We start from the raw sequence: 19,305 nt of genomic DNA, 5'->3' as shown, positions 1-19,305 counted from the left end.
GTGTCCCTCTCCGGTGCGCACGGGCAGTCCGTCGTCAACTTTCCGGAATCGTAGAGGCACCGACCGTGATCCGGTCCACAGCTTTTTCGCGCCTGGATCATCACATGCCGGCCGCGACGGTGTACAAAGCCAGCTCGGGCAGAGCCGGAGCCAGGAGCGGGTGGCGCCTGAGGAGATCGCGTCGGGTACCTGACGAATCCGCTGGAAGCCCGCGGCCGGCAAGCTCGTCTGGCGGGGACACCTCCGAGTGAACACCCTGTAGTTGATCTCAACTGCGCTCCTACGCTTGATCGACAGGGCAACGGAGGGAACCGAACACCGCCTCGTCGATCTGCGCTGAGCAGTCGGAAGACGAGCAAGGCCCTCACACCCACCACCAGGGCGTGCCGGCCCCGGCTCACGCCAGCTCAGCCAGAGCCTTGTCCAGGCAGTGGCATCGCGCCGAAGCCGCTATACGCCGTGGAAGGCGACGATGAATCGAAGCTGGCGATTGCGCAGTGGCGCCAGAGCCATGATCCTGACGGGGACCGCGCCGGCGCCGCCGTGCGGAATCCGCATGTGCCTGATGTCGCCGTCAGGGTGCTCGTAGAAATCATGCCGGTCCCACAGTTCCTGGGCTTCGGGGCAGCCCTCCAGGATGTCCGCGACCAGCTTCTTCAACTGCTCGTTGTCGGGGTACTGGGCAGCGGCGGTGCGGATCTGGGCCAGGAAGGGGACGGCCCAGCTCTCCTTCCAGTTGACCAACTGCTCGCGGGCGCCGGGGTAGAGGAAGGCCCATCGCATGATGTTGCGCTCGTAGACCCAGGGGTACATCTCCCGGGACGGGTTGTTGTGCGCGACCACGTTCCAGGCGACGTCCGAGATGTACGCGGGGTGCGGGAGCATCTTGTCCAGAAGGCGCTGCATGTCTGCATCCATGGCCGCCATTGCGTCGGGCTCCGTGTCTCGTGGAGCGGGCGCGCGCCCAGTGGCGTGGTGGTACAGAGCGAGGCGTTCCGCATCATTGAGTCGGAATGTGAATGCCAGGCGCTCGAGAATTGCATCAGAGAATTGGGCGGATTCTCCGGCTTCCAGCTTCGAGTACCACTTGACGCTGATGCCAGCCAGTCGGGCTACCTCAGTTTTGGAGAGTTCCCGTGTTCGGCGGGTGGGGCTCGTGACCAGACCGGGGATGGAGTTGGGATCTGTCCGCTGGCGCCAGCACTGGACCATGCTGGCGAGCGTCAGATCGCGAGCCGCAAGGCGCTCGAAGTCGGTGCTCATGGCATCCGATTCTAGGCATCGCCGACTGGCGGGTCGGCGCCGATAGGCGTGTGGGGAAAGCCACATCAGCGCAATCGGGACGTTGTCGTTGGATCTTCAACAAATCTCCGCTCTGGAATGATGAATCATCATTTGACCAAGCGTTCGAGGTCGCTCTATGACGAGCTGTCAATAGCTATCTCCCGCTTCCGCGGTGGCGATACTCGGGTCGTTGCGGAAAATATCCACCAAATCACCCTGGGTGATCTACGCGCGTAGCCTGGAACTCTGAGTTCGCGAACTCGGAGTTCCGGAACTGGCACTTCTGGAAGTGAGAGTTCCAGTGGGGGCCTGGCATCGTGGAAGTCGCCGGGCCGCAGACGGGCCGCTCGGTGACCCGCACCGCGAAGGAGAGTCCCCATGTCCCGCTCGGCCCTGGTTATCGGAGGTAGCCGAGGCATCGGCCTCGCAGTGGCGCAGCGGCTTGCCGCGGACGGTGCCACCGTGGCGGTCGCCTCCCGCAGCGGGCTCGCGCCGGAGGGGCTCCTCGGCGTCGAGTGCGACGTGACCTCCACCGAGTCCGTCGACGCTGCGTTCACCGCGGTCGAGGCCGCCCAGGGGCCGGTCGAGATCCTCGTCGTCAACGCCGGCATCACCCGGGACACGCTGCTGCTCCGCATGTCGGAGGACGACTTCGGGGCGACCCTGGACACCAACCTGATCGGCGCCTACCGGGCGACCAAGCGCGCCGCCCGGGGGATGCTGAGGGCGAAGCGCGGAGGCCGGCTGATCTTCATCTCCTCCGCCGTCGCCATGACTGGCGAAAGCGGACAGGCCAACTACGCCGCCTCCAAGGCCGGCCTGGTGGGCTTCGCCCGCTCACTGGCCCGTGAACTTGGCTCGCGCGGCATCACCAGCAACGTGGTCGCCCCCGGTCTGACCGAGACCGACATGACGGCGGCACTCACCGAGGCGCAACGGGAGGCGCTGCTCCAGCGCGTACCGCTTGGCCGTATGGCCCAGCCGCAGGAAGTCGCCAGCGTCGTGTCCTTCCTCGCAAGCGACGCCGCCAGCTACGTGACCGGAGCGATCCTGCCCGTTGACGGCGGGGCCGGGATGGGCCACTGACGTGTTCATCGGACCTGGGCGCGCGAGGGGACGCCCAGGCCCGGTGAACCATCCCCCCACTGCTCACAAGCCCGGCGCGCCTGCGGCTCCAGCTGCGACTACCTCGTACTGGACCGCTGCGGGACCACGCTGCCCAGGCGGGGCCATCGGTCTTACCCGCCCACGCCGACCGGTCGTGTAACCAGCGATCGGACACGGCCGGCCGGTCCCCGCCGCTGCACACCTGCGAGACTTCCTTGCCCTCTCCCACAACACCAGCACCGCCGACGCCCCACCGGCCGATGGCCCCGGCCGCCAGCACACACGCTCGCGTCCTGACCGTTCTCCGGGCGGTCACCCAGAACAGCGGCGTCCAAGGCGTGCTCGACCTCACGAGGTCCACCGGCATCCCCGACTCCACGGTCCACCGCATCCTCCAGGCCGGCGTGGAGACCCGCACCGTCGATCAGGTCGGCCGAGGCCGCTACCGGCCGGGGCCAGCCATGATCGAGATGGCCCTGCAAGCTATGGCCTCCGCTCCCGCAGCGAACAACGTCCAGCAGATGCTCGACGACCTCCAACGGAATTCTGGCGGCGCCGTCCTGCTGTTCACGGTCACCGGCTTCGGCGGCTTGCGCCGCCTGTGCACCGACTACACATTCGGCGACCGCGACCCCGAGACTCTCAGGGCCCTGACCTACCAGTTCGGCTCCATGCCGCGCTCGCTGCGCGCCGGTGCGTCCGGGCGGGTGATCCTCGCCCACCTGCCGCCCCACATGCAGGAAGCGGTGCTCGCTGAGGACTCGCCGCAGACCCCAGCGCCGGGCGCGATCCGCGACGAGACCGCCCTGCTCGCCTCCCTTGCGGACATTCGCCGACGCGGCTACGCCATCGGCCGCCAGGAAGCCCTGGTTGGATGGGACGGCATCGCGGCACCCATCATGTGGGGATCGACGGTGATGGGGTCGCTTCTTCTGGCGAGGCCGGCCGAGGAGATGACAGGCGACCTGCGAGAAGCGATCAGGCAGACATGCGATGCCGCGCGCGCCATGAGCTTGATTGCTGCCGGACAAATGGCGGCATAACTCGACATACTGATGCCACTATTCTCACACATTGGCGGTCGACAGGAAATCTTGTCGACCGCCAATTCTTTTCCTGGCAGAGCTTCATCGGGCTGGCTAGCTCCGCTGGACGGAATGGGTCAGTCGCGGTGCGTCGGGATTCGTTAGCGGGAGTGTAAGCATCTTTTGATGCGATCCGGCGGTTTCGGGATGTGCGGTAGTGCGTTCAAAAATTCTGATCGCAGATTTCCGTGGCCGTATCCCAGTCACCCGCCTCTGGCTCCATCTGACTCCACTGGGCGCGGCTCCTTCGATTGCTCCGAAGTGTCAGGTGGGGTCGTTTGCTATTACCAGTCAAGATCGTCTCCCGCTGGGCGGGAAATGGGGCTCCTACTCGCGTAGAGTATTCGAATTTCTTGACTAGAATCCAGTGGCGATCATAAAGTCTCTTCGATGTTGCGGAGTGCATGCAGTCCAGGATTCTCGGGCCGTGCGACCTGCGGCCTTGGACCGCCGTCGACGACCGTGGCCGGCGCCTGAGCGAGCCGGGATCGCGCGGCCCGATCTGGAGAGCGCCGGGCACTCCTGCGCGGCGTAGGCCACGGGGACAGTGCATACACAACGGTCCTCCCTGGTCAGGGAGTTAAACGGACTGGATGTATGCCGGCTGGTCGCCCTATGGTTCTGCTCCCGCCGCGAAGACCGGTGGGCAGAGAGGGGGAGTTGATGCGGTAGGACACGGCCGGAAATGAGACCGGCGCCCTGGAGTTACCAGCTCCTGGGCGCCGGGCCGGGCACCCCGAAGGGTGCCGATTCACTACCTTGCGAGCGGCGGGACTTCTTTTGCACGAGAGGCCGCCGCGCGCGCTCCTACGAACCACGGAGTATCGCATGCCCAGCCTTTCGGGGGAAGCCGGTTACGCGGCGACCAGCCCGAGCCAGCAGCGGCTCGGGGTCCAACTCGCGGACATCATCCCCGGCGCGGTCACCATCTGCGTCAGCCTCGCCGACCCGAGCCGCCAGTGGCCCCACCCCTACACGGTGGCCGTGGACGAGTACGGCGAGCAGCTCGCGCTGAGCCGCAACACCACCAAGACCGCTGCCCGTTGGGTGCTGCGGACCTGGCCGGAGGCGGACTGGACGCGCCCGCACACCCTCGACCTCGCCACCGGGCGGCTCGCCGTTACTGCGGTCCGGGGCCGCTGACATGGCGCGCATTCGATCGGTCAAGCCGGAGACCTGGGTTTCCGAGACGCTGGCCGAGGTGTCCATCCCGGCGATGGTGACCTTCCTGGGCATGACCAACCACGCCGACGACCACGGACGCCACCGTGACAACGCCGCGATCGTCTACGGCCTGATCTGGCCGATGCGTGAGGAGATCGGTCGGGCCGACGTCGAGGAGCACCTTCAGCAGCTCGCCGCAGTCGGCGCGATCTGCCGCTACACCGGCTGCGACGGCCGCCGGTACTTCCACTACCCGACCTGGCGTAACCACCAGAAGATCGACAAGCCGAGCCTGTCCCGGCTGCCCGCGTGCCCGCACTGCGAGCCGGAGCGATGCGGCGTCTGCAAGGGCCCCTGCATCCAGCGGGCCGCCCTCGCCGACACCCCGGGGACCGAAGCCGCAGACGCCACGAGCGCTCCCCGAGTGTTCGCCGAATCCTCGGCGAACACTCCTATAGCGATCCCGCAGCCGAACGAGCCCTTCCCGGTGCCCGCCACGCAGACGGCTCCCCCCGCCGCCGAAGCGGCGGACCGGGCGGTCGACGCCAACCGCAAGCCGGTTCCGGCTCCCCAGAAAACCGCAGGTCAGACGGCATTCGGCGAAACCTCCCCGAAGGTTCGCCGAAGCCTCCCGGAGCCCTCGGCGCCTGGATCTAGGATCTTGGATCCTGGATCTTCTTTCCCTACGGGGCGCCAGGCGCCCGACGCGGACACCGCCTCGGCCGGCCAGCTGATCGGCGAGTACGTCGCCGCCTGCGCCGAGCGCCCGCCGGGCAGCGTGATCGGCCACCTCGGCAAGGTCGTCAAGACCCTGCTGGACGAGGGCATCGCCGCCGAGCACGTCCGCACCGGGCTGCGGCGCTTCGCCGAGATCCAGGGCCACCCCTCCCGGCTGCCGAGCCTGGTCAACGACGCCATGAACGCACGAGGCGCCGGTTTGGCCCGGCCGGGAATCCGGCCTAACGTGCCCGCTCACCAGGCGTGGACCAACCCGGTCGACGCCGTCGCCGCCTACGCCGAGGAGCTGTGATGCGCACCCACCGCGACCCGCAGACCCTCGCCGACGCCCCCTCGGTGCTCGACCGGATAGCCCGCATCCTCGCCGCCCGGGGCATCGACCAGCACGCGGTCGACGCCCTCCTGGACGAGCCGCAGCCGTACTCGGCGGAGGAGGCACTATCGGCCGGGCTGCCGCCGCGCTACCGCGACGCGGTCGCCACGAACCCGCAGGTCCTGGCCTGGGTCCGGCAGGTCACCACCCAGGCCGCCGCCCCGAGCCTCGGCGCACGCCGCCAGGTCACCACCGGCCCCAGCCTGCTGATGGCCGGAGTCGTCGGCGCGGGCAAGACCCACGAGGCGTACGGCGCCGTCCGCGCCCTTGTCCAGGCCGGCATCGGCGTGCGCTGGCGCGCCACCACCGCCGCCGATCTCTACGCCGAACTCCGCCCCGGCCCGGACACCGACGCCGAGCGGGTCCTCGCCGCCTACAGCCGGGTGCCGCTGCTGATCCTCGACGACCTCGGCGCCGCCAAGAGCTCCGAGTTCGTCGAAGAGCAGACCTACCGGCTGATCAACCGCCGCTACAACCACATGCTCCCGACCCTGATCACCAGCAACCTGCCGATCAAGGACCTCCGCACCTGCCTCGGTGACCGCGTCACCTCCCGGCTCGCCCAGATGACCACCCGGGTCAGCTTCGAGCCGGTCGACCACAGACGCCTCCAGCGCGCCGCCTGAGCCGCCGCCGCGCCCGGCCGCCCCACGGCGAGCCGCCCGACCTTCACCGACCCAGCGCCCTCTCCGCCGACGCCGACCTCGCGCGCGGAGAGCGATCGGAGCAACCCCGCATGACCACCACGACCCGTCCCGCCCGCCACCGCGCCCTCGGCGACCAGACCTGGCAGGACCAGGCCGTCTGCACCCCGACCGAGTACACCCCCGTCGACCCGGAGACCTTCTTCCCCGGGCCGGAGGACGCCGACAGGATCACCACCGCCAAGGCCCTGTGCGCCCAGTGCCCTGTCGCCCGCGCCTGCCTGGACGCCGCCCTCGAAACCGGCGACACCCACGGCATCCGGGGCGGCCTCACCGAGGAGGAACGCGAACCCCTGCACGCCAAGATCAACGACCGCCTCGACTACAGCCGCGTCAACGCGACCCTCACCGGACGCGACATCCACCTCAGCAAGGCCGAGCGCCGCGCCGTCGTCCTCGCCGGATACCGCCAGGACGTCCCCGTCGAACGCCTCGCCTGGCTCCTCAAGATCACCCCCGAGCACGCCCTCAAGCTCTACCGCGAGACCCGCCGCGCGATCCGCCACCGGCAGATCGCTGAAAAGGCCGCCCGCACCGCCTCGACCGCCCACGGCGCCGGCGGCACCGAGCAGCTGGTCCGAGACGCCTTCGGGACGGCCGCATGAGCACCACCACCGCGACCGCCCCGCACTCCGCGCACGTCACCGGCTGGGACCGGGCCGTCGTCATCGCCCTCGGCGGCGCGGGCTGCGCGCTCTCGTACGACGCGCTGCAGCAGATGGCCGTGGCCATCCACGTGAGGGGCCCGCTCACCTTCGCATTCCCCTTCGTGATCGACGGTTTCATCGCCTACGGGGTGCGCGCCCTGCTGGTCCTGCGCACCGCACCGCTGAGGGCCCGCGCTTACGTGTGGATGCTCTTCGGCGCGGCCACCGGGGCGAGCCTGTGGGCCAACGCGCTGCACGCCGTCCGGCTCAACGATCTCTACTCCGCAGCCGGTGGGCTGCGGCTGGGCGACACGGTGGTCGCGGTGCTGTCCACCATCGCCCCGCTCGCCCTGGCCGGAGCCGTCCACCTCTACATCCTCATCGCCCGCGGACCGGTCAATCCCGCTGACCGGGACGGTCACGTTGACCGACCGGCCCCGGCCGACCGGGGTCAGGTCACCCCTGACCCCGCGCCGGTCACCGCCGAGGAGGTTGCGCTGACCGAGCGGTTGGCGGCGCTGACCGCCAGCCAGGACAGCGCCGGTCGCCCCGCTCCCGGTCAGTCGGTCAGCCGCCCGGTCACCGCCCCGACACCGAAGCCGCGGCTGACCCCGGCCGATGCGGTCAGCCTGACCAAGCCCTCTGACCTGCGCGGTCACCCGAACCCGGTCCGGCCGGTCACTGACCGACCGGCTGACCGGCCGCCGGTCACCGCCCCGCCGGTCAGCCGCACCGAGGCCACCGGTCAGCCGGTCACGACCCCGGTCACCGCAGCGCCGGTCACTGACCGGGACAGTGACCCCCGCCCTGACCTGGACACCGAGGACCTGCTGAAGATCGCACGGCAGGCGGTCAGCAAGGAGGACAAGCTGACCCGCAAGGTGGTCGCCGAGGCGATCCGCGGTCAGAGGATCCCCCTGTCCAGCGCCACGCTGACCGAGCTGATGGCCCAGCTCCGGCCCCAGCCCGAGGCGGTCACCGCCGACCGGAACTGACCGACACCCGAGCGCCGGGGTGACCGACCGGGTCACCCCGGCGCTCACCCGCCCGAACCACCGCCGAACGGGAGCAGCCCACCATGCGCACCACCCCCGCCACCTGGGCCGAGGCGGACTCCTGGCTCGCCGTCCTCACCCAGCGCGGCCACCTCCACCACGTCGAAACCGGCCCGGACGGCACCCGAAGCGTCCAACGCGGCCGACACTCCCGCCCCTGGACCCTCCACCACCCCGTCCTCGCCCTCGACTTCATCGAGGACCTCCTCCTCGACATCCACCAGCGCGACAGCGAGGCCAGCCGATGACCAACTCCGCCCAGGACGGCACCACGCAGGGACCGAAGCGTGACCCCAACGAGGCTCCTGGCGGAGCAAGTTGTGGGGTAAGGAGTCCTTACCCCGCCCCCGCCCCGAAGGGGGCGCAGGCACCCCGGTCGTCGGCAGACCCAGGGGGGCCTGCCGACGACCGGGGAGTCGGCCCAGGGGTGCCGACCAAGGAGGAGGACGAGCAGCAGCCGACCGCCGTCCGCACCGCCCCGCGCCGACGCCTTCGCCAGAGCGTGCCGCGCACCAACCGCATCTGCCCCCGATTCAGCGACCCCGAGTGGGCCCTCCTTCAGCGCGCCGCCGCCCGAGCCGAACTCGCCCCTGGCGGCTACGCCGCTGCCGCCGCCGTGGCCGCCGCCGCCAGCACCGACCCCAGCGCCGCCGTCGCTGACTACCGTCGCGGCATCCAGGAACTCATGGAGTCCAACCGCCAGCTCGGCGCCGTGGGCAACAACCTCAACCAGCTCGCCCACTACGTGAACGCCGGCAGCCAGCCAGGCACCGAGTTGCACCAGCTCCTGGCCCGCGTCCAAGCCTCCATCGACGCGGTCGACGACGCCGTCGACTGGCTCATCCGCCGGTGATCCCCAAGATCCGCACCGGCACCGACCGCGCCTTCCCCCTCATCGACTACCTCTTCGGCCCCGGCAAGCACGAAGAGCACACCGACCAGCACCTCGTCGCCTCATGGAACAACTTCGCACCCGACCCGGGCCCCAACCCGCAGCGCCACCAGGTCGCCAAGCTCGCCAACCAGCTCGACCAGCCCGTCAAAGCCCTCGGCAAGCAGGCACCGGCCAACAAGATCTGGCACTGCTCACTGCGTACCGCCCCCGGTGACCGGCACCTCGACGACGCCGAGTGGGCCACCATCGCCCGGCGCATCGTCCACGCCACCGGCATCGCCCCCGAAGGCGACACCACCGCCTGCCGCTGGGTCGCCGTCCGCCACGCCCCCGACCACATCCACATCGCCGCCACCCTCGTCCGCCAGGACGGCCGCCTGGCCGCCCTCAGCTACGACAAGCGCAAAGCCCAGGCCGAAGCACGCCTCATCGAGAAGGAGTACGGCCTGCGCCAGCTCAACCCCGGCGACGGCACCGCCGCCCAAAACCCCACCAGCCAGGAGCACTTCAAGGCCGAACGCACCGGCCGCACCGAGCCCCCGCGCGAAACCCTGCGCGAAGCCGTCCGCCAAGCCCTCGCCGGAGCCGACAACGAGGAGGAGTTCTTCACCCGGCTGCGCGAGGCCGGCCTGCGGGTGAAGCTCCGCCATCTGCCGTCCGGCGACCTCATCGGCTACAACGTCGCCCTACCCGGCGACCGAAACCGCGCCGGCGAGCCCATCTGGTTCCCCGGGTCCAAGCTCGCCCCCGACCTCTCCCTGCCCCGAATCCGCCTCCGCCTCGACGCCGCACCCGCCACCCCGAAGCTGGACAACCACCCGGCCCGCACTGCCCGCTCCGCTCCCGCGCGCCGCCGCCGGGACGCCGCCGGCCCCGCCGAGCGCGCCGCCGCCGTTCTCCACCAGGACGACGACGAAGCCGCCGCCCAGCTCGTCGGCGCCGGTGAGATCCTCGACGCCCTCGCCCAGACCTCCCCGGCCGCCACCCGCGCCGAACTGCGAGACGCCGCCCGAGCCTTCGAACGCGCCACCCGCAGCCACGTCCGCGCCGAGAACGCCGATATCCGTGCCCTGCGCTCGGCCGCCCGCGGAATCGTCCAGGCCGGCAGCGCCCTCGGACGTGGAGAGGACGGCGGTGCCACTGCTATGGTCCTGTCCACCCTCGTCCTGGTCACCCTGGCTGCCGCCCGCTGGCACTCCGCCCGGGGCCACGCCCAGCAGGCCGCCGCCTCCCGCCAGGCCACCGACCACCTGCGCGCCGCCTACCGGCAGGCCGCAGCCACCCCCATGCGAACGATGCGCGAGATCGGCCGCGCCCTCCCGGAGGGCGAGCGCCTGCGCCACGACGCCACCATCCGCACCGTCCTCGGCTCTGCCGAGAACCCGAGGGGCCCAGCCCGCGAGCACGACGCTCTGGCCGCCGTCCTCGCGGAAGCCGAGACGGCCGGCCACGACCCCAAGGCCCTCCTTGAGAAGGCTGTCGACCGGCGGGAGCTGGAAACCGCCCGCGACACCGCCGACGTTCTCGTCTGGCGCATCCGCCGCCTCGCCGACCTGCCCGCCAACCCCGAGCGCCCCCGCACGGCCGCCGGTACCCAGGCCCGGACCGGGCCGGAACACACTCGCACCGCGCAGCCAACACCGCCCCAGCCGACGGCGGCAGACCAGCGCCGCCCGACACCACGCCGCTGAACCAGCAACCCGCCGAGCGGCCCTCCCGAAACCCCTCGACACCCGGTTCCACCAGGTGTTACGCAAGTACCCGAGCACCACGAATGGAGAGCCCGTGACCAGAACCACCGAGCACACCACCACCGCCCCGGCCCCGATCACCACCCCAGTCCCGGTCGCCTCCGACCCGCTCCTGCAGCTGGAGTACGAGACCCAGACCCCCAGCGGCCCGGAGGCCGTCCGCGGTCTTGTGCACCCGGCCGAACTCGCGCTGCGCGGCATTCCGGTGACGTGCTCCGCCTGCCGCGCCCGCCGGGACTGGCTGCTGCTCAACCACCGCCGCAACGTGTGGGTCCGTTGCCGCTGCGGAAACGAGTGGCTGGAGCCGGAGATCACCCGCAAGGACTTCGACGCGATGATCGCCAACCCGACCTGGACCCGCCACGCCACCACCGATGCCGCGCGGGTGGCCCTCGGCTTCGACGGCACTTTCGCCGGCATCTACCTGGATTAACGAGCGGTGTTGCATCCGGTGCAACATCTCGCGTGCGCTGCACACGGCCCTGAGCCGTGGCTCTCCGGGGAATTAGTCGAGACTGGTTCCCCGTTCGGTGCCCCGACCTGGGCGGCCGTCCCCGACGCAACGATGTTGCATCGGATACAACGCGGATATGCCGTACCGGTCCTGGGCGTCCCGGGCCCTGAAGCTCGGTGCTGGATTGGTTCATGATGGATCAGGCAGGCGCAGCGTAGCGCGGGGTTCGGCAAACGAGCTTGGTGGTACCTGCGGGGCTGGTGTAGGTGCTGACCCTGCCGCCGTACTCGCCGAGTCTGGTGGCTTCGTCCGTCTTGTAGGCGAGCGCGTCGCTGACGCCAAGGTCTCGCAGTGCAACCAGCACTCGACGGATGTCCTCTTCGTCGTTGCAGTCTTCGGTGAAGACGATCACAGGTCGGCGGGTGGGGTCTCCGTCGAAGGGATTTCCGAGCGTTGCGACCTTGGCGATTGGCCCCAACTTGTCTTCATGTACAGCATTTTCGACCAGTCGCCAGCCGGCGTCGAGCGCGCGAACTGGCAGGAACCAGAGCCACTTTCCGTATGGTGTCGTGGATGGCTTGTCGCCCGGAAGGGCTTCGCCGCCGGCGGTGGCCCAGAGCCACGGGTCACCAGTGATGGCCGAAGGGCGGACTTGGGGGCGCCGATGGGCTGCGCGAGTGATGTGTGTGTACACGAATGCAGCCTATGCCGCAGAGCTTCTTGTTCGTAGGCCATCTTTGCGTGTGTGGCGCTGACGGAACGTGATGATGTGCGGATTCGCCGGGAGCAGGCATTGACCGCCTGCTGCCTGGCAGTAGCGGCTGAGACGGACGCCGGGCTGGAGACAGTACGGCGGGCAGACATACTGATGGATTGCCTCGCCGCACTGCGCGCTGCCCACACGCCTGGTCGGGCAGTGCAGTTGGGGATGAACGAGTTCCGCCTGGGCCTACGCGGCCCGCTCGCCCCGCTCCTACCGCCTCCTGGTGACGTTGATGACCGCTTCGGTGAGTTGAGGCTGTTGGACGGTGCCGGATTGGTCCGTGATGCGCTGGAGGACCTGTGCCGGGAGCACCTTGTTCCGCAGGTGGCGCTGGACCGTCATTGGCCCTGGGCGCGGGTGAGGGCGGAGCAGGAGGAGCGGCGTCTGTTCGAGGTGATGCGCCGGCTGGAACCGGAGGAGTACCGGCAGGCGCGGGCCCTTCTGGCGGAGTGCCCGGCCGGGCCGCTGCGGGTGTTGCGCAAGCGGTGGGATCGGTTGTGGATGCGTTTCGACTTCTTCGAGTCGGTCAGCGACTGGCCGTGGTGTCAGTTGGAGGGCTGGTGGTATCCGTGCCCGAAGTGCCGTTGGCCGATGCGGGTGGTGGAGACCGGCCAGGAGGTCGAGGTTCGCTGTGAGGCGCATCGAGCTAGGGGGGTGCACTACCGCCTGTCCCTGGAACGGGGCGGGCGCGGGGTGGCGCCGGTCCTGGTGGGAACGGGCAGGGCGTCGGAGCCGGTAGTTGGTTTTCCCGCCAGCGTGGATCATCTGGCGCTCAGCCGTCCGGTGTGGCGCTACGGGGTGCTGCCCACTCTGCTGGAGATCGAACTGCGTGACCGGCTGAAAGACCAGGCCCACGTACGGGTGGAGATGTGGCCGGGCGAACTGCGTCCCGACGAGTACGACTTGAGGATCACGGTCGCGGTGCCGGGACGGCCGGTCCGTACATGGCGGGTGGACGCCAAGGACTGGGCGTCGGCCGCCGCTCTCGCCAAGGCGCTGCTGGAACGCGAGCCGAAGCCCTACACGCTCTTCATCGTCGTTCCGGACCACCAGGCTCACGAGGTGGCGTATCTCAAGGCTCGGCTGACCGGGCGGAGAACAAAGGTGCTCACGCTCACCCGCCTCGTCGAGCAGATCAAGCGGGCTGCCAGGGGTGTGCAGTGAGGGACCAGGCCGAGGACGAGTGGGCGTTGCGGAAGCTTGCGCTGGCCATTCCGCTGGCGCTGGCGGACGAGTACTTCGGGTTCGTCGACCCCAAGGGGCGGCGGATTGTCCCGCTGGACCAAGCACACGTCTTCGCCGCCGCGCGCACCGACCTGTGGGATCGCTGGCCTCAACTTCCTCGCTGGGTGCGGGAGATCGCCGGCGACTACTGGCACGTGCGGCCCCCGGAGCTGGCCGACCGGAAGGAATTCCATCAGCTCGCGTGCTGGTGGGCTTGCCAGCCGGACAGCCTGTACCGGATGCCGGAGGGCACTGAGCCGAGCAAGGCGAAGTACCTGCTCGTCGCCCACGCGCAGCAACCGCTGAAGCTCGCGAGGGGCCTGCTGCGCGAGGCGGAGGAGATCTACTACCGCAGCCGCGGTCCGCAGCCCGTGGCCACCACCGGAATGTGGGCCTTCGGCAAGGACTCCGTCGTCACGATCCCGGATGGGGAGGGCGAGGACGGAGTCACTCCACTGCGGGTACGCACTGCCCCGTACCGAGGCGAGGTCGTCCTCTCGCGCCGCCGGATGCTCCGGGCGGTGGGCCGGCAGGCGGCCGCGGACGCGCGCCACAGCTGGAAGCCCGGATTGATGGGCCGCTTCTTCGGACGGCTGCTGGACCTGGATGACCGCAAGGTCACCCGGCTGAGGATGCCCGCAGGCAAGGTCACGGTCGTCAACGCGCCGACCGGAGTGGGGAAGACCGTCCTGCTCAGGGCTGCGGCGCCCCTGCTGGCCCAGAACCGGGCCGGGCCGGTCGTGGTCGTCGTCGGCCAGATCCACGAGAGCCTGAGCAACACCGAGCACATGCGCGAGGCCGAGGGCGAACTCACTCGGCATGCCCTCGACGAACAGATCGGGCAAGACGACGACCTCGTGCGCAAGACCGCCGCCGAGTTCGCCCTCGCCCACCCCACGCTGAAGGTCGTGCCGCTGGTCTCCGGCTACCGGCTGGCCGAGCAGGCCGGGCGGGCCTTGGTCCAGGGCCGTGAGCAGCGGTTCGAGGAACTGGCCTACGGCTGTGACCTGTCGACGTGGCTCACGGACGGGGAACCGGTGCGGCGCGGCGCTGAGCCGTGCCTGTCGCTGAGGCCGGCCGATGCCGCGGACGACCGTGAGGGACCGGGCCCTGCGCACGCCTGCCCGCGATTGGGCGTGTGCGGCAAGTACGCGTTGATCCGCGAGGCCGTGGACGCGGACGTGATCGTCACCAACCATCACAACCTGCTGGGCGGGTCGGTGCCGGTGCCGGTGAAGACGGACAAGGGCGTGCTGGACCGCATCAGTCTCCTGGAGTTTGTGATGCGCCGGTGCCAGGTGCTGCTGGTTGACGAAGCCGACCGGATGCAGCAGAGCTGGTGCGAGATGGGCGCGGACGAGTTCACCCTGGCCAGCCGGGGAGCCCACAGATCGTCGCTGCTGGTGGAGGTCGACCGGCAGCGCGAGGTCCTGGACGCGGCCAGCGACCGGCGCCTGGTCCCCGTCCTGTTCAAGGCCCGCAGCCTGGGCGAGCAGTTCCTCAACTACGTTCTGGAAGGCGACTTGTGGCTGGATCCCGCCGAGCACGGTGACGACGACCGGCTGAACTCCGGCTGGCACGTGCCCGGAGCGTGGGACCGGTGGCTGCTCGACAAGTTGCTGCACGTGGACATCACCCAGCCGATCGACCCCGATGTCTACCGCGACTTCCGCAAGATCTTTCCCGACCGGAAGAAAAAGAAGAGGAACCCTCCTCCGCCCCGCTACGCTGACCTGGCCGCGCTGCTGGAGAAGGCCGTCAGCCGCGACGAAAGCCACGACGCCCTGCCCCTGGTGAAGACTCAAATCGACAAGGCACTGGGCAAACTTGGCGTCCCCGAGCACGAACGCCGCGAGATCACCAACGCCCTGCTGGTGCGTGCCTGGCTTGGCAGCCTTCGTCAATCCCTGCGCCACCTCAAGGCCGTCCTGGCCGGCATGGGACGCCGCGAGCAGATGACAGCAGGCCGGGACCTCGCCAAGGCCCTGGGGACCTTCAACCGCAATCCTGCACTGCCTTTCGGGCCGCTGGGCTACCAGCTGATCGGTTTCAAGGTCGAGAAAGACCAGTACGGCGGAGGCCGCCTGTCCGTGCAGGCCCTCAGCGGCGACCCTCACACGAGCACCGTCCAACTCGGTGGAACCATCGCCCTGGCCGCCGCCGGCGTGGAGCGCAGCGTCTTGGCCTTGTCCGCGACCGCGTACTTCCCCGGCGCTGCCAAGGAGCACCTGCACACGCTGCCCGCTTACGTGATGACCGACGCGACACCCGGGTCGGTCACCGCCCGGCCCGGCAACGTCTCCGACACCCCCAACGGTTGGAACCCCATCGCCATCGGCGGCCAGGACCAGGCCAGCAAGCCCGCCCGGCTGCGCGACCTCGGCGCCCGTCTGTGGACGGACCGCCTCTCCGAACACCTGAGGTATCTGGAGAACCACGAACGCGACCGGGCCCGCGCGATGGTGGTCTCCAACGCCTACAGCCAGGCCATGGTCCTCGCTGCCGGCATCGCCTCCGTGATCCCCGATCCCTCCTGGATCGCCGTGGTGGTCAAAAAGAAGAACACATCTCCCGGCGGGGTCGCCCCGCCCCAGGGAGTGGTCATGATCACCGTCGACCAGCTCGAAGACCTCCCCTTCACCCACCCCAACGTCAAGGTGATCTGCGCACCGATGCGCCTGGTCGCCCGCGCCCTGAACATCCTCGTCCCCGGCACCGACCGCTCCGCCCTCGCCTCGGTCTGGGTCGCCACCCGGCCCCCCGCCGACCTCCACTCCCCGACAGCGATGTACGCCAGCATCGGCGCCACCGGCATCGCCGCCGGCCACGCAGGCCCCGACCCAGCCCACATGCTCACCCTGCAGAGCCGAGCCGCCCACAAACGCCTGTACCAACTCCTCAGCGCCAGCCCGATGCTCTCCCGCCTCCCCAAGTTCCTGAAGATCGAAGTCCTCGCCGGGATTCTCGTCGACATGATCCAGCTCGCCGGGCGCGCCCGCCGCGGAGGCACCCCCGTACAGCTCTACCTCGTCGACAACGCCTTCTTCGCCACCCACTTCGGCACCGACTACCCCTCCCTGCTACGCGCCTACTACGACCAACTCACCAAGCACCAGCAGTACCAACTGCGCCGCACCTACGGCTCCACCCTCACCGCCTGGCTCGACCTCGCCCACTCCACCGACCAACCCCACCTGGTCCACGTCCCCCTGCCCCGCGCCACCACGGCCGAATACGAAAGACCCCGATGAGTACCCAAACCCGGCTGTCCCTGCTTGCCCCCCACACCGACGAGAACCTCCTCGGAACCACCTACCTCCACCCGCTGCCCGACAAGATCGACAAAGCATGGCCGGCCCTTCGACAGATGTACCGCGGAATCACCGGCTCCAAGGGAAACCTGCCCTACGCGGGCCTGCTCACCGTCCTTCGTGCCACCGGCTACACCTGCGCGGCCCTGTACCCCCAGAGCAAGGAACACCCGCCGAAGTACCTGGCCACCAGCCGCCCCATCGACCGCGACGACCTCCACGACGCGATCGTCCTGTGGGAACAGGCACTCCTGCAGACCGAACGCGACCGCTTCTCCTTCGCCTACCAGAGCGAGATCGCCGACCTGATCGCCGGCACCGCCCCCGAAGAGACCTCGCTGTGGGGGCACTTCACCCCCACCAACGGCTGCATCGACGCCCCAGGCTGGGCGTGGAGGGCGGCCAGCTGGGCCGTCGCCAGCAAGCTCGCCGCCGAGCCCTGGCAGATCGACGGCAAGACCGTCCGCTTCCGCGTCGACCTGGACGGCAACCTCCTGGTCTGGGACACCGACCTGCTGTGGACGAACACCTGGGGCGCCGCATACGGCGACAAGGACACCGACAGCCCTGGCGAGGAAGCCCCAGAGTGGAAGACCCGCACCCACTGCGCGACCCTTCGATTGAAGGTGGCCGCCAAGTCCTACCCCGGGCTGAACGTTCCGGTTGCCGCCATCGAGCCGGTCGTCTCGCGCCTGAGCAACACCCTCCGCAGCGCCCGCACCGGCTGGTTCGCCCCCCGCGCCGCAGACGGCCCCCTGCTCAAGCTCGCCTTCGGCGGCCGCCGCGACCACACCCACGTCGATCACACCACACGCCTCGCCCTGGACGCCTGGACCCGCCTGCACGGCGAAGACGTCTTCCCGCGCGCCGCCGGCGAAACCGACTTCCTCGCCCCCAGCGCCTGCGACCTCACCGGCCCACCCGGCGACCTGCGCGCCCTCATCCCCTTCTCCGGCACGTACTCCATCGGCAAGGGCGACGGCATGCACTCCAGACGCGAACTCGCCCGCTACGCCAGCGCCGCCCTGGGTCAACCACTGCTGCAAGCCGAACAGGTTGCCGGGCGCGCCTTCGGCAGCCGCCGCAGCACCGACCAAGGCCGCGACAGCGTCCTGCTCGACGACCCCCGCCTGGGCGAGATCCTCCTCACCGCCGGCCGCGAGCGACTGCGGATCCTCGTCCTCTACCGCCACCAGGACGAGCGCACCCGCATGCAGCGCCTGCTCGCCTACCACTACAACCGCCCCGACCTCGCCGCCACCGGCATGCCCGAGGGAACGCCGGTACCGCTGAACGACCACGTCGAGGCGTTCCTGCAACCCGCAGACGACCTCCTCCGACACGGTGACCACCACAAGCAGCGCCCCACCCTGGCCCGACAACTCCAAGGACTCGATGCCCCCGAAGGCACCAGGCTGCTCGCCCTGTGCGAGACCGAGTACGACGCCAAGGCATGGGGCCGCCAGCGCCGCGAATCCCGCAAGACCGACTCCACGGTCCTCGACCCCTACGAGCTCGACGCCAAGCCCCACGCCGTCCGCGAACTAGCCAGCCTCGGAGTCCTCACCCAGTTCCTCACCCCCCACAAGCCCGGACGGCGCAACCCCCGCAAGAAGGAACGCGAGATCACCACCGATCTCGACCGGCTCGGGCGCGAACTCGAAGGCGACCACTGCGGCCACATGGCCATCGCTGACCTCCACCGCTCCGCCGGCCTGATCCACCCCCGCCTGACCGACGCCCTGACCTTCGGCCCCAACGGGATCAAGGAACCTCTCGTGCACGTCGGCCTGCACCTGCGCCAACAGCTCGGCGACCGCCGTGGCCCCGCTACCGAGCAGCCGCGCCTCATCTGGACCCTCGTCGCACTCGTGCCTGGTCCCGACGGACTGTGGCAGTCCCTCGCCTACCTGCCGAACGCGGACTCCCCAGGCGGCCTCTGGCTCGACTACGCCACCGCCAACACCCGCCACCGCGCGCGCCGCCTACCCGAGGGCCGCCGCAGGGACGCGCAACTTCCCCGCTCCATCGACAGGGCACTGTGGGAACTCGGCCTCTTCGCCCACGCCGCCACCGGCTACAACGTCTACATTTCCGGCGACCAGGCCCGCAGCATCTGGCCACTACTGGCCAACCGCCACCACGGCCGCACACCCGAACTCGACGGCACTCTCGACAAGCGCCCTGCCCTGCCGGGCTTCACCCTCCCCATCGACCAGCGCCCCCGCGCCGTTCTCCGCGTCACCACAGGTAACGACCACATCGCGACACCCGCCATCATCGAACGGCTGGTGATTACAGACGAGGGGGACACCGAATTCCAAGAGCGCAAGCTCTCCACCGGCATCTTCCGAATGAACGGCACCACCCACAACTTCATCCTGTGCAACGTGCCCGAGCAGTACAAGGGAGGCTCCCGCCACGCCCGCGCCGGGGAGAAGTACACCCGCTGGGTCAGCACCTCGGCGGAGGAACAGGCCGAGACCTGGTACAGCCACACCGCCACGGAGATCAGCGTCCTCCACCTCCCCGACGGCCACAACCCCGTCACCTACGCCGTGGCAGCCGCCCGCTTGTGCGACCACGCCCTGCACTGGAACTACCGGACCCGCTACCCAGCACCCATCCACCTCGGCATCCAGATGGACGAGGACCACTGGGAGTACAGACGGACCGTCGACGCAGAGTCAGATACCGAGGACTGAGGCACCGACCAACGAGAGCGCGGAAGGAATACAACATTCCGGAAT

16 protein-coding genes are annotated in these 19,305 nt (G+C 69.6%); 14 read left to right on the top strand and 2 right to left on the bottom strand.

Annotation, left to right across the window (positions count from 1 at the left end; genetic code table 11):
- Window positions 1-450 precede the first annotated feature (450 nt).
- On the bottom strand, window positions 451-1,263 hold the full coding sequence (locus A6F73_RS39080; protein ID WP_159398367.1) for a helix-turn-helix transcriptional regulator: 813 nt from the start codon (window positions 1,261-1,263) through the stop codon (window positions 451-453).
- Window positions 1,264-1,662: 399 nt separating this feature from the next.
- On the opposite strand from A6F73_RS39080, the gene fabG reads away from it, so the two are divergent.
- From fabG to A6F73_RS05115, 11 genes are all read left to right on the top strand, one after another.
- Entirely contained in the window at window positions 1,663-2,370 is a 708-nt protein-coding gene (gene fabG, locus A6F73_RS05165; protein ID WP_063346673.1) for a 3-oxoacyl-ACP reductase FabG, read from the top strand.
- A 281-nt stretch (window positions 2,371-2,651) separates the two neighbouring features.
- Window positions 2,652-3,434, top strand: coding sequence for an IclR family transcriptional regulator C-terminal domain-containing protein (locus A6F73_RS05160; protein WP_063346672.1), 783 nt, complete (start codon window positions 2,652-2,654; stop codon window positions 3,432-3,434).
- Between the two features lie 870 nt (window positions 3,435-4,304).
- The gene (locus tag A6F73_RS05155) at window positions 4,305-4,619 is read left to right on the top strand and encodes a hypothetical protein (protein ID WP_063346671.1); all 315 of its coding nucleotides are present in this window, start codon (window positions 4,305-4,307) and stop codon (window positions 4,617-4,619) included.
- A gap of 1 nt (window position 4,620) precedes the next feature.
- The gene (locus tag A6F73_RS05150; RefSeq protein WP_063346670.1) at window positions 4,621-5,670 is read left to right on the top strand and encodes a hypothetical protein; all 1,050 of its coding nucleotides are present in this window, start codon (window positions 4,621-4,623) and stop codon (window positions 5,668-5,670) included.
- A complete protein-coding gene (locus tag A6F73_RS05145) occupies window positions 5,670-6,377 on the top strand; it encodes an ATP-binding protein (protein WP_063346669.1) in 708 nt (235 codons plus the stop codon). The genes A6F73_RS05150 and A6F73_RS05145 overlap by 1 nt, the downstream gene beginning before the upstream one ends.
- 110 nt (window positions 6,378-6,487) lie before the next feature.
- Window positions 6,488-7,060 (top strand): WhiB family transcriptional regulator, encoded by a 573-nt coding sequence (locus A6F73_RS05140; protein ID WP_063346668.1) that lies wholly within the window; start codon window positions 6,488-6,490, stop codon window positions 7,058-7,060.
- The gene (locus A6F73_RS05135) at window positions 7,057-8,097 is read left to right on the top strand and encodes a DUF2637 domain-containing protein (protein WP_063346667.1); all 1,041 of its coding nucleotides are present in this window, start codon (window positions 7,057-7,059) and stop codon (window positions 8,095-8,097) included. Before A6F73_RS05140 ends, A6F73_RS05135 begins: the two co-directional genes overlap by 4 nt.
- An 83-nt stretch (window positions 8,098-8,180) precedes the next feature.
- Window positions 8,181-8,405 (top strand): hypothetical protein, encoded by a 225-nt coding sequence (locus tag A6F73_RS05130; RefSeq protein WP_063346666.1) that lies wholly within the window; start codon window positions 8,181-8,183, stop codon window positions 8,403-8,405.
- Between the two features lie 179 nt (window positions 8,406-8,584).
- Entirely contained in the window at window positions 8,585-9,010 is a 426-nt protein-coding gene (locus A6F73_RS39075) for a MobC family plasmid mobilization relaxosome protein (RefSeq protein WP_244293298.1), read from the top strand.
- Window positions 9,007-10,743: a hypothetical protein gene (locus A6F73_RS05120; protein ID WP_063346665.1), complete on the top strand. Its 1,737-nt coding sequence runs from the start codon at window positions 9,007-9,009 to the stop codon at window positions 10,741-10,743. Before A6F73_RS39075 ends, A6F73_RS05120 begins: the two co-directional genes overlap by 4 nt.
- Window positions 10,744-10,837: 94 nt before the next feature.
- Window positions 10,838-11,236, top strand: coding sequence for a hypothetical protein (locus A6F73_RS05115; protein WP_063346664.1), 399 nt, complete (start codon window positions 10,838-10,840; stop codon window positions 11,234-11,236).
- 220 nt (window positions 11,237-11,456) lie between these two features.
- Here A6F73_RS05115 and A6F73_RS39070 read toward each other — a convergent pair whose 3' ends face one another.
- Entirely contained in the window at window positions 11,457-11,951 is a 495-nt protein-coding gene (locus A6F73_RS39070; RefSeq protein ID WP_079135447.1) for a putative phosphothreonine lyase domain-containg protein, read from the bottom strand.
- Between the two features lie 51 nt (window positions 11,952-12,002).
- Here A6F73_RS39070 and A6F73_RS43910 point away from each other — a divergent pair, with 51 nt between their 5' ends.
- From A6F73_RS43910 to A6F73_RS05095, 3 genes are read left to right on the top strand one after another with little or no spacing between them, the layout of a single operon-like run.
- On the top strand, window positions 12,003-13,184 hold the full coding sequence (locus A6F73_RS43910; RefSeq protein WP_159398366.1) for a hypothetical protein: 1,182 nt from the start codon (window positions 12,003-12,005) through the stop codon (window positions 13,182-13,184).
- The gene (locus tag A6F73_RS05100; protein WP_063346662.1) at window positions 13,181-16,495 is read left to right on the top strand and encodes a hypothetical protein; all 3,315 of its coding nucleotides are present in this window, start codon (window positions 13,181-13,183) and stop codon (window positions 16,493-16,495) included. Before A6F73_RS43910 ends, A6F73_RS05100 begins: the two co-directional genes overlap by 4 nt.
- Window positions 16,492-19,260: an RNaseH domain-containing protein gene (locus tag A6F73_RS05095; protein ID WP_063346661.1), complete on the top strand. Its 2,769-nt coding sequence runs from the start codon at window positions 16,492-16,494 to the stop codon at window positions 19,258-19,260. The genes A6F73_RS05100 and A6F73_RS05095 overlap by 4 nt, the downstream gene beginning before the upstream one ends.
- Window positions 19,261-19,305: the final 45 nt, after the last annotated feature.

It is taken from the genome of Streptomyces sp. MJM8645 (genome assembly GCF_001625365.1).
Classification (GTDB): domain Bacteria; phylum Actinomycetota; class Actinomycetes; order Streptomycetales; family Streptomycetaceae; genus Kitasatospora.
The sequence above is the reverse complement of the archived record's forward strand: the minus strand, read 5'-3'. Positions and strand labels throughout refer to the sequence as shown.